This window comes from Bacillus sp. FSL R5-0712 (genome assembly GCF_038593285.1).
GTDB lineage: Bacteria > Bacillota > Bacilli > Bacillales > Bacillaceae > Bacillus > Bacillus safensis.
Map to the genome: position 1 here is coordinate 119,471 of NZ_CP151981.1, position 14,714 is coordinate 134,184.

Sequence of the window (14,714 nt, forward strand, 5' to 3'; positions counted from 1 at the left end):
ATGGATATCCTCTTAGTCGATGGATACAACATGATAGGTGCATGGCCTCAGCTGCAGCACTTAAAGGAAAACAGCTTTGAAGAAGCCAGAGACGTGCTGATTCAACATTTAGCAGAATATCAAGCCTACACAGGGTATCGAGTCATTGTCGTATTCGATGCCCATATGGTCAAAGGAATTGAAAAAAAGCGGACTAACCACCGAGTAGAGGTCATCTTTACGAGAGAGAATGAAACGGCGGATGAGCGGATTGAAAAGCTGGCGCAGGATTTGAATAATATCCGGACGCAAATTCATGTGGCAACCTCAGATTTTACGGAACAATGGGCTATTTTTGGACAAGGAGCTCTTCGGAAGTCGGCTCGTGAGCTTTTAAGAGAGATTGAAGTGATAGAACGAAAGATTGAAACGAGGGTCAAAAAGATTACTTCTGATAAACCGGCATCTAAGATTGAATTGTCAGAAGATGTATTGAAAACGTTTGAAAAATGGCGGCGCGGGAATCTGGAATAGCTTGACGATATTTCAACCATTAATGTATAATATTTCTATCTAGGTGCGGTCGGGGGGATCGAAGTGAATCTAAACAACAGCAAGGGTAAGTCCATCAGAGAGCAATTTTGCCAGTTGGAAGATGAACAAGTCATTGAAAGGGTTCATGTCGGAGATAGTGATGCGCTAGATTATTTAATAACGAAATACCGCAATTTTGTACGTGCGAAAGCAAGATCTTATTTCTTGATAGGAGCGGATCGAGAGGACATTGTCCAAGAGGGAATGATCGGACTTTATAAGTCTATCCGCGATTTCAGAGAGGACAAGCTTACTTCATTTAAGGCTTTTGCAGAATTATGTATTACCCGCCAAATTATCACCGCAATTAAAACAGCTACTCGCCAAAAACATATCCCGTTAAATTCCTATGTATCATTAGACAAGCCGATCTACGATGAAGAATCGGACAGAACATTATTGGATGTCATTTCCGGTGCTAAAGCGCTTAACCCAGAAGACTTAATCATTAGCAAAGAAGAATTTGATGATATCGAAATGAAGATGGGTGAACTGCTAAGCGAGCTGGAAAGAAAGGTACTTGTGCTGTATCTTGATGGCAGATCCTATCAGGAGATTTCGGAAGATTTAAACCGTCATGTGAAATCAATTGATAACGCACTCCAAAGAGTAAAGAGAAAATTAGAGAAATATTTAGAGCTTCGCGAGATTAGTCTCTAATCAAACCTATATTGACAGCTTTTTCGACACTGTGATAAGGTACTAATGAAATGATGTCGAGAAAATAGGTGTAAATATGAGGAAAAAGATTACTCTAGCCTGTAAAGACTGCGGAAGCCGCAATTATACGACAATGAAAAGTGTTGCTTCAGCAGCTGAAAGATTAGAAGTTAAGAAATATTGCAAGACTTGTAATTCACATAAAACACATTTAGAAACGAAGTAAGATTTGCGTTCTTTAATCTGTGGAGGTCTTTTACATGCGTATTATCAGTTTCTTAAAAAGTGTCGGAAAAGAAATGAAAAAGGTCAGCTGGCCAAAGAAGAACGAAATGGTCCGCTACACAATCACTGTTATTTTAACAGTCGTATTCTTTGCCATCTTTTTCTCTTTTCTTGATATAGGAATCTCACAATTAATCGAATTAATTCATTAATACTTGAATAATGGTCTGCTGAACGTGCTATAATAGATCATAATATGACTTGCCAAAAAACCCGTTTTACGGGTTTTTTCAATTGCTTGAAAATATTTACCGTTACTCGAGATTCGTCAAATAGACATTATGAAATGTGGGGAGGGAAGGACTAAATAGTCCTGAACGAAAATGGAAAAGAATTGGTATGTTGTGCATACGTACTCTGGCTATGAAAACAAAGTAAAAGCGAATTTGGAAAAGCGTGTTGAATCAATGGGCATGCAGGATAAAATCTTCCGCGTCGTCGTACCAGAAGAAGAAGAAACGGATATTAAAAATGGTAAGAAAAAAGTCGTCAAAAAGAAAGTATTCCCTGGCTATGTCCTAGTGGAAATCGTGATGACTGACGACTCTTGGTATGTTGTTCGTAATACACCAGGTGTCACTGGATTCGTTGGATCAGCTGGATCAGGCTCAAAGCCGACTGCACTGCTGCCAGGCGAAGCCGAAACCATTCTGAAGAGAATGGGACTTGAAGAACGCAAAACAGAAATCGACTTTGAACTGAAAGAAACAGTTAAGGTCATCGATGGACCATTTGCTAACTTCACTGGATCGATTGAAGAAATTGATTACGATAAAAGCAAAGTCAAAGTATTCGTTAATATGTTTGGTAGAGAAACACCTGTTGAACTTGAGTTCACGCAGATCGATAAATTGTAATTTAAAAGAGCTTGAAATGAGTGTATAGAAGTGGTAATATAGCAAAGGTACGTCTTGAGTTCACTCAAGATCGCTAGCTAGTTATTTCGTCATTCATATAAAGAATGAAGTTGTTGAGTGGGAGGGGGATTCCCCTATTACCACATCACGGACTTTAAGGAGGTGTGTCTCGTGGCTAAAAAAGTAGTTAAAGTTGTTAAATTGCAAATTCCTGCTGGAAAAGCTAACCCAGCTCCACCAGTTGGACCTGCACTAGGTCAAGCCGGTGTTAATATCATGGGATTCTGTAAGGAGTTTAACGCTCGTACAGCTGACCAAGCTGGTCTTATCATTCCTGTTGAAATTTCGGTTTTTGAAGACCGTTCATTTACATTTATTACTAAAACTCCACCTGCTGCAGTTTTACTTAAAAAAGCAGCTGGTATTGAGTCTGGTTCTGGTGAACCTAACCGTAATAAAGTGGCAACTGTTAAGCGTGATAAAGTACGCGAAATCGCGGAAACAAAAATGCCTGACTTAAACGCTGCTAGCGTTGAATCAGCTATGCGCATGGTTGAAGGTACTGCACGCAGTATGGGTATTGTCATCGAAGATTAATTTTTTGTCTTGTTGGGTTGCGAGTTTGGTTTTGACAAGTTCGCAACCCTTATTCGTGGGAGGTTATTCCGCTAAAACCACATAAGGAGGATTTTTATAATGGCTAAAAAAGGTAAAAAGTATGTAGAAGCTGCTAAGCTGATCGATCGTACAAAAGCGTATGATGTAGCTGAAGCTGTTTCTCTTACAAAAAAAGCAAATACAGCTAAATTTGATGCGACTGTAGAAGTTGCTTTTCGTTTGGGCGTAGACCCTCGTAAAAACGATCAACAAATCCGCGGTGCAGTTGTACTTCCTAACGGAACTGGTAAAACTCAACGCGTTCTTGTGTTCGCTAAAGGCGAAAAAGCAAAAGAAGCAGAAGCTGCTGGAGCAGACTACGTTGGAGATTCTGATTACATCACTAAAATCCAACAAGGCTGGTTCGAATTCGATGTAATCGTTGCGACACCTGACATGATGGGTGAAGTGGGTAAGATCGGTCGTGTACTTGGACCAAAAGGTCTTATGCCAAACCCTAAAACAGGAACTGTAACGTTCGAAGTTGAAAAAGCAATCAATGAAATCAAAGCTGGTAAAGTAGAATACCGCGTTGATAAAGCTGGTAACATCCACGCGCCAATCGGAAAGGTTTCTTTCGAGGACGAAAAGCTTGTTGAGAACTTTGCAACAATCTATGACACAATCCTTAAAGCAAAACCTGCAGCGGCTAAAGGTGTATACGTGAAAAACGTTTCTGTTACATCTACTATGGGCCCTGGCGTGAAAGTGGATCCATCTTCTTTCTCTGCAAAATAATTCTTGACTTATGACAACCATTTTGATAATATCAAAATGTTGTAAAATAGAATAATGTCCATTTATACCGTAGACAGCAGGGGCCTTATGGCTTAATTAACCCGCCGAGGTGTATATGTCACAGTCTTACGTTAACGTATGCTTGTATATACAGCCTCCATGTCTTAATGGAGGCTTTTTATATGGAGAACCGTTCGTTAGGAACGTGATGGCCTGATCGGTATAAGTGTTACACAAAGAATGTACAGGAGGTGTAACCATGAGCAATGCAATCGATACTAAAAAAGTTGTCGTTGATGAAATTACTTCTAAATTTAAAGATAGTATGTCTACTGTCATTGTAGATTACCGCGGTCTTTCAGTTTCTGAAGTGACTGAACTTCGTAAACAGCTTCGTGAAGCTGGCGTAGAATTCAAAGTTTACAAAAACACTTTGACTCGCCGTGCAGTTGAACAAGTTGAACTAACGGGTTTAAACGATTTCTTAACAGGTCCAAACGCTATCGCATTCAGTAACGAAGATGTTATCGCACCTGCGAAAATCATCAACGAATTTGCGAAAAGCCACGAAGCTTTAGAAATCAAAGCTGGTGTCATCGAAGGAAACGTAGCGACTGTAGAAGAAGTGAAGGCTCTTGCGGAACTTCCGTCTCGCGAAGGCTTACTTTCTATGTTGCTTAGCGTTCTTCAAGCTCCAGTTCGTAATCTTGCTCTTGCTACTAAAGCAGTTGCAGATCAAAAAGAAGAACAAGGCGCTTAATGCGTACTTTACGTTTACGTAAAAAAACTTAAAATGGAGGAATTACAAATGGCTTTAAATATCGAAGAAATCATTGCTTCAGTTAAAGAAGCAACTGTACTTGAGTTAAACGACTTAGTAAAAGCAATCGAAGAAGAATTTGGCGTAACTGCTGCTGCTCCTGTAGCTGTAGCTGCTGGTGGCGGTGCTGCTGCTGAAGAAAAAACTGATTTTGATCTAGTACTTGCTGGTGCTGGAGACCAAAAAATCAAAGTTATCAAAGTGGTTCGTGAAATCACTGGTCTTGGCTTGAAAGAAGCTAAAGAACTTGTTGACAACACTCCAAAACCACTTAAAGAAGGTATTGCTAAAGAAGAAGCTGAAGAACTTAAAGCTAAGCTTGAAGAAGTTGGCGCTTCTGTAGAAGTTAAGTAATCTTCGCCTAATCTTTTGGGAAAGCTCGCTTTTACTGGCGGGCTTTTTCTTTTCTAATCTCCTGAAACGATTGAATCCAGAGGAGGTCCATTCACCATGAGTGACCACTATTATACGGAAAAGCCATCAGTGAAAAGCAATAAACAGACATGGGACTTCACCTTGAGAAACCGTACCTTTACTTTTACAAGTGACAGTGGAGTGTTTTCTAAGAAAGAAGTCGACTTTGGTTCAAGGCTTTTAATTGAAGCTTTCGAAGAACCTGACTTGGATGGCGATGTCTTAGATGTCGGTTGCGGTTATGGACCGATCGGCTTATCGTTAGCAAACGAAATGACTAGCCGTACCATTCATATGATTGATGTGAACGAAAGAGCAGTCGAACTTTCAAAGGAAAACGCTAAACATAATCGCATTGATAATGTTCGCATCTATCAAAGTGATTTGTTCTCGAATGTTCATTCCTCAGCTGCTTTTGCCTCTATACTGACCAATCCCCCAATACGGGCAGGGAAGAAAGTTGTACATGCGATCTTTGAAAAAAGTGCTGATCATTTATTGCCGGAAGGTGAGTTGTGGGTGGTTATTCAGAAAAAGCAAGGTGGGCCATCTGCGATTGAAAAATTAGAGCAGCTCTTTGGAGAAGTCGAGGTTGTGCTGAAAAAAAAGGGCTACTATATCATCAAAGCTAAAAAAGTTTGACGCAGTTTCCTAGCTGTGTTAACATTATAAAATGCCAATGTGTATATTTTGCTTGATAGGCTTAAAAAACAACTATTTTGTATAAATTATGCATACTTGGGAAAACTAATAAAATCGGTATTTGTTTTTGGATGTGGTTTTCTTATTTTAGAAACCCTTTTTTCTTTTGTCTTGTAAAAGTATTTCTTTACTGACATTTGAAAGACAGAAATACTTTTTACACATATAATACGCATGATTTGAGGGGTGAATCAGTTGACAGGTCAACTAGTTCAGTATGGACGACACCGCCAGCGCAGAAGCTACGCACGCATAAGCGAAGTGTTAGAATTACCAAATCTCATTGAAATTCAAACCTCTTCTTATCAGTGGTTTCTTGATGAGGGTCTTAGAGAGATGTTTCAAGATATATCCCCAATTGAGGATTTTACTGGTAACCTTTCTCTTGAATTCATTGATTACAGCCTAGGGGATCCTAAGTATCCTGTAGCAGAATCAAAAGAACGTGATGTAACTTACTCTGCTCCACTAAGAGTAAAAGTTCGTTTAATTAACAAAGAAACTGGAGAAGTAAAAGACCAAGATGTGTTCATGGGTGATTTCCCAATCATGACAGACACAGGTACTTTTATCATTAATGGTGCGGAACGTGTAATCGTTTCTCAGTTAGTGCGTTCTCCAAGTGTATATTTCAGTGGTAAAGTAGACAAAAACGGTAAAAAAGGTTTTACTGCGACTGTCATTCCAAACCGTGGCGCATGGTTAGAATACGAAACTGATGCGAAGGATGTAGTCTATGTACGCATCGATCGCACACGTAAGTTGCCGGTTACGGTTCTTTTGCGTGCTCTCGGCTTCAGCTCTGATCAAGAGATTCTTGACCTCATTGGCGAGAATGAATACTTACGCAACACACTGGAAAAAGACAATACAGAGAATGCGGATAAAGCACTTCTCGAAATCTACGAGCGCCTCCGTCCTGGAGAACCGCCAACTGTTGAAAATGCGAAAAGCTTGCTAGACTCCCGCTTCTTCGATCCGAAGAGATATGACCTAGCAAATGTTGGACGCTACAAGATTAATAAGAAGCTTCATATTAAAAATAGACTGTTCAATCAAAAATTGGCTGAAACGCTAGTTGATCCTGAAACAGGTGAAATTCTAGCAGAAAAAGGTCAAATTTTAGACAGAAGAGTTCTTGATAAAGTTCTTCCATACTTAGAAAACGGCATCGGATTTAGAAAGCTTTATCCTAATGGTGGCGTAGTAGAAGATGAAGTAGAACTTCAATCTATTAAGATTTATGCACCGACTGATCAAGAAGGCGAGCAAGTGATCAACGTGATTGGAAATGCATATGTAGAGGAAGCTGTGAAAAACATCACGCCTTCTGACATCATTGCGTCAATCAGTTACTTCTTCAACCTTCTTCATGGTGTAGGTGACACAGATGATATCGACCACCTTGGTAACCGTCGTCTGCGTTCTGTAGGTGAACTTCTGCAAAACCAATTCCGTATTGGTTTAAGCAGAATGGAGCGTGTTGTCCGTGAAAGAATGTCAATTCAAGACACAAACACGATCACACCTCAGCAGCTGATCAACATTCGTCCTGTGATCGCTTCTATCAAAGAGTTCTTTGGTAGTTCTCAGCTTTCTCAGTTCATGGATCAAACAAACCCGCTTGCTGAATTGACGCACAAACGTCGTCTGTCAGCGCTTGGACCGGGTGGTTTGACACGTGAGCGTGCAGGAATGGAAGTTCGTGACGTTCACTACTCTCACTATGGACGTATGTGTCCGATTGAAACACCAGAGGGTCCAAACATTGGTTTGATCAACTCTCTATCTTCATTTGCAAAAGTGAATCGCTTCGGATTTATCGAAACACCTTACCGCCGGGTTGATCCTGAAACTGGTAAAGTGACACCGAGAATCGATTACTTAACTGCTGATGAAGAGGATAACTACGTAGTAGCACAAGCGAACGCTCAGTTAGCTGATGATGGTTCGTTTATCGATGATAATATCATTGCTCGTTTCAGAGGGGAAAACACCGTTGTTCCTCGAAACCGCGTTGACTACATGGACGTTTCGCCAAAGCAGGTTGTTTCTGCAGCGACAGCATGTATCCCATTCTTAGAAAACGATGACTCTAACCGTGCTCTAATGGGAGCGAACATGCAGCGTCAGGCTGTGCCTTTGATGCAGCCAGAATCACCGATTGTTGGTACAGGTATGGAGTACGTATCAGGTAAAGACTCTGGTGCTGCTGTCATCTGCCGATACCCAGGTGTTGTAGAACGTGTAGAAGCAAAAAATATTTGGGTTCGCCGTTATGAAGATGTTGATGGACAACAAGTCAAAGGAAACCTAGACAAATACAGCTTGCTGAAATTTGTCCGCTCTAACCAAGGGACTTGCTACAACCAGCGTCCTATCGTAAGTGTTGGAGATGAAGTCGTTAAAGGAGAAATCCTTGCAGACGGACCTTCTATGGAAAAAGGTGAATTGGCTCTAGGACGTAACGTTATGGTCGGCTTCATGACTTGGGACGGTTACAACTACGAGGATGCGATCATCATGAGTGAGCGCCTTGTAAAAGATGACGTCTACACGTCTATTCATATTGAAGAATATGAATCAGAAGCTCGTGATACAAAGCTTGGACCAGAAGAAATCACTCGTGATATCCCAAACGTTGGGGAAGATGCTTTACGCAACCTTGACGAGCGCGGAATCATCCGTATCGGTGCAGAAGTAAAAGACGGAGACCTTCTTGTAGGAAAAGTAACGCCTAAAGGTGTAACTGAACTAACAGCTGAAGAACGTCTATTACATGCAATCTTCGGTGAAAAGGCTCGTGAAGTTCGTGATACGTCACTACGTGTTCCACACGGCGGCGGCGGAATTATCCACGATGTAAAAGTCTTCAACCGTGAAGATGGAGATGAATTACCTCCAGGTGTAAACCAGTTAGTCCGCGTATACATCGTTCAGAAGCGTAAGATTTCTGAAGGTGACAAAATGGCCGGACGACATGGTAACAAAGGGGTTATCTCTAAAATCCTTCCAGAAGAAGATATGCCTTATCTTCCAGACGGAACACCGATCGATATCATGTTGAACCCTCTAGGGGTACCATCTCGTATGAACATCGGTCAGGTACTTGAGCTTCATATGGGTATGGCTGCACGTTACCTCGGCATCCACATTGCGTCACCAGTATTTGATGGTGCGCGCGAGGAAGATGTTTGGGAAACGCTTGAAGAAGCAGGTATGTCCCGTGATGCGAAAACAGTCCTTTATGACGGTCGAACTGGTGAACCATTCGACAACCGTGTATCTGTCGGAATCATGTACATGATCAAACTGGCTCACATGGTTGACGATAAACTTCACGCTCGTTCAACTGGACCATACTCACTTGTTACGCAGCAGCCACTTGGCGGTAAAGCACAGTTTGGTGGTCAGCGTTTCGGAGAGATGGAAGTATGGGCACTTGAAGCTTACGGTGCAGCATATACACTTCAAGAGATCTTAACAGTTAAATCGGATGACGTTGTGGGTCGTGTGAAAACATACGAAGCCATCGTCAAAGGGGATAACGTACCTGAACCAGGTGTCCCTGAATCATTCAAAGTGTTAATCAAAGAACTTCAAAGTTTAGGTATGGATGTGAAAATCCTATCTGGCGATGAAGAAGAGATAGAAATGAGAGATTTAGAAGACGATGAGGAAACGAAGAAAGCAGACGGATTAGCGTTATCTAATGACGAAGATGCTGCAGACCTCGCACCTGTCGATCTTGAACGTGACGCAGTCACAAAAGAATAGCAGAAACGATTAGAGCAAGTGACTAGGGTATAACCCGAAGATTAAAAGGGAGGTAGGCCCCTTGCTAGATGTGAACAATTTTGAGTATATGAACATCGGTCTCGCATCACCTGATAAAATCCGTTCTTGGTCTTTTGGTGAAGTGAAAAAGCCTGAAACGATTAACTATCGTACACTGAAACCTGAAAAAGATGGTCTCTTTTGTGAACGTATCTTCGGACCGCAAAAAGACTGGGAATGTCATTGTGGGAAGTATAAACGCGTTCGGTATAAGGGTGTTGTATGTGACCGTTGTGGTGTAGAAGTAACACGGGCAAAAGTCCGTCGTGAGAGAATGGGGCATATCGAACTGGCTGCCCCAGTTTCCCACATTTGGTATTTCAAAGGTATCCCAAGCCGTATGGGTCTTGTTCTTGATATGTCACCACGTGCGTTAGAAGAAGTGATCTACTTCGCTTCTTACGTCGTGACAGATCCGGGCAATACACCGCTTGAGAAGAAACAACTTCTTTCTGAGAAAGAATTCCGTGCTTATTTAGATAAATACGGTAATACATTCCAAGCAGCTATGGGTGCAGAAGCAATCAACAAACTTCTTCAAGATATCGATCTTGTAAAAGAAGTAGATACACTGAAAGAAGAGCTGAAAACTGCTCAAGGACAGCGCCGTACACGTGCGATCAAACGCCTTGAAGTGTTAGAAGCCTTCCGTAACTCAGGAAACAAACCATCTTGGATGATTCTTGATGTACTTCCGGTTATTCCGCCAGAATTACGTCCAATGGTTCAGCTTGATGGTGGACGTTTTGCTACTTCTGACTTGAACGACCTTTATCGTCGTGTCATCAACCGTAACAATCGTCTGAAGCGTTTATTAGATCTTGGCGCGCCAAGCATCATCGTTCAGAACGAGAAGCGTATGCTTCAAGAAGCTGTCGATGCCTTGATTGATAATGGACGTAGAGGCCGACCAGTAACAGGACCAGGAAATCGACCATTGAAATCTCTTTCTCACATGCTGAAAGGGAAACAAGGACGTTTCCGTCAAAACTTGCTTGGTAAACGTGTTGACTATTCTGGACGTTCCGTTATCGTCGTAGGACCACATTTGAAAATGTATCAGTGTGGACTTCCGAAAGAAATGGCTCTTGAATTATTCAAACCATTCGTGATGAAGGAGCTTGTTGAAAAAGGATTAGCTCACAACATCAAGAGTGCGAAGCGTAAAATTGAACGCGTGCAGCCGGAAGTATGGGATGTTTTAGAATCAGTTATTCGTGAGCATCCAGTCTTACTAAACCGTGCACCGACTCTTCACAGACTTGGTATTCAAGCGTTTGAACCTACACTTGTGGAAGGACGCGCAATTCGTCTGCATCCACTTGTATGTACAGCCTACAACGCTGACTTTGACGGTGACCAAATGGCGGTTCACGTACCATTGTCTGCTGAAGCTCAAGCTGAAGCTCGTATCTTAATGCTTGCTGCTCAAAACATTTTGAACCCGAAAGATGGAAAACCAGTTGTTACGCCATCTCAGGATATGGTGCTTGGTAACTACTACCTTACACTTGAGCGCAAAGGTGCTATCGGAGAAGGTATGGTCTTCAAAGATACTGACGAAGCCCTTCTAGCTTATCAAAATGGTTATGTGCATCTTCATACACGTGTAGCTGTTGCAGCTAGCTCGTTGAAGAATGTGACATTCACTGATGAACAGCGTTCTAAATTGTTGATTACAACAGTTGGAAAACTGATCTTTAACGAAATCTTACCGGAATCATTCCCATACATGAATGAGCCGACAAAGAGCAATATTGAAGAAAAAACGCCTGATCGTTTCTTCCTTGAAAAAGGTGAGGATGTAAAAGCTGCGATCGAGAAACAAGAAATCAATGCGCCGTTCAAAAAAGGTATTTTAGGTAAAATCATTGCAGAAATCTTTAAGAGATTCCATATCACTGAGACATCTAAAATGCTTGACCGCATGAAAAATCTTGGTTTCAGATACTCTACTAAAGCCGGTATTACGGTTGGTGTGTCTGATATCGTCGTATTAGATGATAAGCAGCAAATTCTTGAAGAAGCACAAGCAAAAGTAGATAACGTCATGAAGCAATTCAGACGTGGTTTGATTACTGAAGAAGAGCGTTATGAGAGAGTTATTTCAATCTGGAGTTCTTCTAAAGATGTGATCCAAGGTAAACTGATGAAGTCCCTTGATGAAGTCAACCCAATCTACATGATGAGTGACTCTGGAGCGCGTGGTAACGCATCTAACTTTACTCAGCTGGCTGGTATGCGTGGTCTGATGGCCAACCCGGCTGGACGTATCATCGAACTTCCGATTAAATCTAGTTTCCGTGAAGGTTTAACCGTATTGGAATACTTTATTTCCACTCACGGTGCGCGTAAAGGTCTTGCCGATACAGCCCTTAAAACAGCTGACTCAGGTTACCTCACGCGTCGTCTCGTTGACGTTGCACAGGATGTCATCATCCGTGAAACAGATTGCGGTACAGACCGTGGAATCTTGGCGAAGTCTATTAAAGAAGGAAATGAAATTATTGAGAAACTTGAAGAGCGTCTGATCGGACGTTTTGCAAGAAAACCAATTGTTCATCCTGAAACAGGCGAAGTCATTGTAGCCGAAAACGAACTAATTGATGAAGATAAAGCACTTGAAGTAGTTGAAGCAGGAATTGAGGAAGTATGGATCCGTTCTGCATTTACATGTAACACGCCTCATGGTGTATGTAAACGATGCTACGGCCGTAACCTTGCAACTGGTACTGACGTTGAAGTCGGTGAAGCAGTTGGAATCATCGCTGCACAATCAATCGGTGAGCCAGGAACACAGCTTACAATGCGTACGTTCCACACCGGTGGGGTAGCAGGAGACGATATCACTCAAGGTCTACCTCGTATCCAAGAGCTATTTGAAGCGCGTAATCCGAAAGGGCAAGCGACAATTTCTGAAATTGATGGTGTCGTTGCTGAAATTAACGATGTTCGTGACAAGCAGCAGGAAATTGTGGTTCAAGGCGAAGTTGAAACTCGCTCATACACAGCTCCTTACAATGCGCGTCTAAAAGTTGTTGAAGGTGACACAGTTACTCGTGGTCAAGTACTTACAGAAGGTTCGATCGATCCGAAAGAACTTCTTAAAGTGACTGACATGACAGCTGTTCAAGAATATCTGCTTCATGAAGTACAAAAAGTATACCGTATGCAAGGGGTAGAAATCGGAGATAAGCACGTAGAGGTAATGGTTCGCCAAATGCTTCGTAAAGTGCGTGTCGCTGATGCAGGGGATACAGACGTATTACCAGGCACACTTCTTGATGTACATCAATTCACTGAAGCGAACAAAAAAGTACTATTCGAAGGCAAACGTCCTGCAACAGGCCGTCCAGTTCTTCTTGGTATTACAAAAGCTTCGCTTGAAACAGACTCATTCTTGTCTGCGGCATCCTTCCAAGAAACGACTCGTGTCCTAACAGATGCGGCGATCAAAGGAAAACGTGATGAACTGCTTGGCTTGAAAGAGAATGTGATCATTGGTAAACTTGTTCCTGCTGGAACGGGAATGCCAAACTACCGTAAAGTTAAGCCGGTTTCGCAAGTGCAGCCGTCTGACGATATGGTTCCTGTAGAGTAATCTTTCTCGTGAGATTCCTATAAAATCATCAAAAATGGTGAAGGATGTCAAGATAATCTGTCATACGATATTGACATCCTTCTGCCATGATGATAATATAACCAAGGTGCTCAAAATAAAACCTGTTACTTTGGAGGATATTCGATGTCTTATGATAAAGTATCACAGGCTCAATCCATTATTATCGGTACGAAGCAAACAGTAAAAGCTCTGAAACGAGATTCAGTAAAGGAAGTCGTCGTAGCGAAAGATGCTGATCCTGCTTTAACTGCTAGTGTATTGAAACTAGCACAAGAGAAGGGTGTAGACATTTTAGTGGTAGATTCCATGAAAAAGCTCGGCAAGGCCTGCGGAATTGAAGTTGGGGCAGCAGCTGTTGCCATTATGTTATAACGTACTTGTTTTGTTTTTGCATGCTTAAAATGCAAAAGCATTGTTTTTTGCCTTTTGATGAACCACCTGGGTATGTGGGTTATAAAAAAAGTAATGAAGGGAGGAATAACAACATGCCTACAATTAATCAGCTAGTACGCAAAGGACGCGTGAGTAAAGTTGAAAACTCAAAGTCACCTGCACTTAACAAAGGATACAACAGTTTCAAAAAAGAGCACACTAACGTAACATCTCCACAGAAGCGCGGGGTTTGTACTCGTGTCGGTACAATGACACCGAAAAAACCAAACTCAGCACTACGTAAATATGCTCGTGTACGTTTGTCTAACCTGATTGAAGTAACAGCTTACATTCCTGGTATCGGACATAACCTACAAGAGCACAGTGTAGTACTTATCCGTGGCGGACGTGTAAAAGACTTACCGGGTGTACGTTACCACATCGTTCGTGGTGCGCTTGATACTGCCGGAGTTGACGGTCGTATGCAAGGACGTTCTAAATACGGAACAAAACGCCCTAAACAAAGCAAATAATACAAACAAACATAAGGGTTTTTAGAAGTTGATATCAGATCAGTGGAGTCAGATAACTGACAATGATATTGAGATGAGAGACAGATAGAAATCCTTTTAAAAGAGAAGGGAGGCTATTCAGATGCCACGTAAAGGTCCTGTAGCAAAAAGAGACGTATTGCCAGATCCAATTTACAATTCTAAACTTGTATCTCGTTTGATCAACAAAATGATGATCGACGGTAAAAGAGGAAAAGCACAAACAATTCTCTACAAGTCATTTGATATCATCAAAGAACGTACTGGTAATGAAGCGATGGAGGTTTTCGAACAAGCCTTGAAAAACATCATGCCAGTTCTTGAAGTTAAAGCACGTCGTGTAGGTGGAGCTAACTACCAAGTTCCTGTAGAAGTTCGCCCAGACCGTCGTACTACTTTAGGTCTTCGCTGGTTAGTAAACTACGCTCGTCTTCGTGGAGAAAAAACGATGGAAGAGCGTCTTGCTAACGAAATCCTTGATGCAGCTAACAACACTGGTGCTGCTGTTAAGAAACGTGAAGATACACACAAAATGGCAGAAGCGAACAAAGCATTCGCTCACTACCGCTGGTAGGATTTATACCAAACTAAAAAAACTATTCCCTAATGAGGAAGGAGAAATTACC

General features: G+C 41.8%; 15 protein-coding genes and 1 other annotated feature. All 15 genes read left to right on the forward strand.

Going from position 1 to position 14,714, the window contains the following annotated elements:
- The 15 genes from rae1 (at position 1) to rpsG (ending at position 14,662) form a co-directional block, all read left to right on the forward strand.
- Positions 1-513 (forward strand): ribosome-dependent mRNA decay endonuclease Rae1/YacP, encoded by a 513-nt coding sequence (gene rae1, locus NSU11_RS00640; RefSeq protein WP_024425589.1) that lies wholly within the window; start codon positions 1-3, stop codon positions 511-513.
- Between the two features lie 63 nt (positions 514-576).
- On the forward strand, positions 577-1,233 hold the full coding sequence (sigH, locus tag NSU11_RS00645) for an RNA polymerase sporulation sigma factor SigH (RefSeq protein WP_008345424.1): 657 nt from the start codon (positions 577-579) through the stop codon (positions 1,231-1,233).
- Between the two features lie 76 nt (positions 1,234-1,309).
- Positions 1,310-1,459, forward strand: a complete 150-nt coding sequence (gene rpmG, locus NSU11_RS00650) for a 50S ribosomal protein L33 (RefSeq protein ID WP_008356502.1) — start codon at positions 1,310-1,312, stop codon at positions 1,457-1,459.
- A 34-nt stretch (positions 1,460-1,493) separates the two neighbouring features.
- Positions 1,494-1,670 (forward strand): preprotein translocase subunit SecE, encoded by a 177-nt coding sequence (gene secE, locus NSU11_RS00655; RefSeq protein WP_008345422.1) that lies wholly within the window; start codon positions 1,494-1,496, stop codon positions 1,668-1,670.
- A gap of 171 nt (positions 1,671-1,841) precedes the next feature.
- A complete protein-coding gene (gene nusG / locus NSU11_RS00660; RefSeq protein WP_003217197.1) occupies positions 1,842-2,375 on the forward strand; it encodes a transcription termination/antitermination protein NusG in 534 nt (177 codons plus the stop codon).
- 171 nt (positions 2,376-2,546) lie between these two features.
- Entirely contained in the window at positions 2,547-2,972 is a 426-nt protein-coding gene (rplK, locus tag NSU11_RS00665) for a 50S ribosomal protein L11 (RefSeq protein ID WP_003216956.1), read from the forward strand.
- A gap of 99 nt (positions 2,973-3,071) precedes the next feature.
- Positions 3,072-3,770, forward strand: coding sequence for a 50S ribosomal protein L1 (gene rplA, locus NSU11_RS00670; RefSeq protein ID WP_017359164.1), 699 nt, complete (start codon positions 3,072-3,074; stop codon positions 3,768-3,770).
- Between the two features lie 49 nt (positions 3,771-3,819).
- Positions 3,820-3,960: a sequence feature (ribosomal protein L10 leader region), on the forward strand.
- 69 nt (positions 3,961-4,029) lie between these two features.
- A complete protein-coding gene (rplJ, locus tag NSU11_RS00675) occupies positions 4,030-4,530 on the forward strand; it encodes a 50S ribosomal protein L10 (protein ID WP_024425590.1) in 501 nt (166 codons plus the stop codon).
- Between the two features lie 48 nt (positions 4,531-4,578).
- Positions 4,579-4,944 (forward strand): 50S ribosomal protein L7/L12, encoded by a 366-nt coding sequence (gene rplL / locus NSU11_RS00680; protein ID WP_008345418.1) that lies wholly within the window; start codon positions 4,579-4,581, stop codon positions 4,942-4,944.
- A 96-nt stretch (positions 4,945-5,040) separates the two neighbouring features.
- Complete coding sequence (locus tag NSU11_RS00685; protein WP_024425591.1) at positions 5,041-5,646, forward strand: class I SAM-dependent methyltransferase; 606 nt, start codon at positions 5,041-5,043, stop codon at positions 5,644-5,646.
- Positions 5,647-5,901: 255 nt separating this feature from the next.
- A complete protein-coding gene (rpoB, locus tag NSU11_RS00690; protein ID WP_024425866.1) occupies positions 5,902-9,483 on the forward strand; it encodes a DNA-directed RNA polymerase subunit beta in 3,582 nt (1,193 codons plus the stop codon).
- Between the two features lie 61 nt (positions 9,484-9,544).
- A complete protein-coding gene (rpoC, locus tag NSU11_RS00695) occupies positions 9,545-13,144 on the forward strand; it encodes a DNA-directed RNA polymerase subunit beta' (RefSeq protein WP_024425592.1) in 3,600 nt (1,199 codons plus the stop codon).
- Positions 13,145-13,288: 144 nt separating this feature from the next.
- A complete protein-coding gene (locus NSU11_RS00700) occupies positions 13,289-13,537 on the forward strand; it encodes a 50S ribosomal protein L7ae-like protein (protein WP_024425593.1) in 249 nt (82 codons plus the stop codon).
- Positions 13,538-13,650: 113 nt separating this feature from the next.
- Positions 13,651-14,070: a 30S ribosomal protein S12 gene (rpsL, locus tag NSU11_RS00705; protein WP_008356518.1), complete on the forward strand. Its 420-nt coding sequence runs from the start codon at positions 13,651-13,653 to the stop codon at positions 14,068-14,070.
- A 121-nt stretch (positions 14,071-14,191) separates the two neighbouring features.
- Positions 14,192-14,662 (forward strand): 30S ribosomal protein S7, encoded by a 471-nt coding sequence (gene rpsG / locus NSU11_RS00710; protein ID WP_008356520.1) that lies wholly within the window; start codon positions 14,192-14,194, stop codon positions 14,660-14,662.
- The last annotated feature ends 52 nt before the right edge of the window (positions 14,663-14,714 follow it).

Excerpts from the sequence above, each read along its gene's own strand:
- rae1 (WP_024425589.1), top strand. The coding sequence starts at position 1 with ATGGATATCCTCTTAGTCGATGGATACAACATGATAGGTGCATGGCCT.
- rpmG (WP_008356502.1), top strand. The coding sequence starts at position 1,310 with ATGAGGAAAAAGATTACTCTAGCCTGTAAAGACTGCGGAAGCCGCAAT.
- secE (WP_008345422.1), top strand. The coding sequence starts at position 1,494 with ATGCGTATTATCAGTTTCTTAAAAAGTGTCGGAAAAGAAATGAAAAAG.
- nusG (WP_003217197.1), top strand. The coding sequence starts at position 1,842 with ATGGAAAAGAATTGGTATGTTGTGCATACGTACTCTGGCTATGAAAAC.
- rplA (WP_017359164.1), top strand. The coding sequence starts at position 3,072 with ATGGCTAAAAAAGGTAAAAAGTATGTAGAAGCTGCTAAGCTGATCGAT.
- rplJ (WP_024425590.1), top strand. The coding sequence starts at position 4,030 with ATGAGCAATGCAATCGATACTAAAAAAGTTGTCGTTGATGAAATTACT.
- rplL (WP_008345418.1), top strand. The coding sequence starts at position 4,579 with ATGGCTTTAAATATCGAAGAAATCATTGCTTCAGTTAAAGAAGCAACT.
- NSU11_RS00685 (WP_024425591.1), top strand. The coding sequence starts at position 5,041 with ATGAGTGACCACTATTATACGGAAAAGCCATCAGTGAAAAGCAATAAA.
- NSU11_RS00700 (WP_024425593.1), top strand. The coding sequence starts at position 13,289 with ATGTCTTATGATAAAGTATCACAGGCTCAATCCATTATTATCGGTACG.
- rpsL (WP_008356518.1), top strand. The coding sequence starts at position 13,651 with ATGCCTACAATTAATCAGCTAGTACGCAAAGGACGCGTGAGTAAAGTT.
- rpsG (WP_008356520.1), top strand. The coding sequence starts at position 14,192 with ATGCCACGTAAAGGTCCTGTAGCAAAAAGAGACGTATTGCCAGATCCA.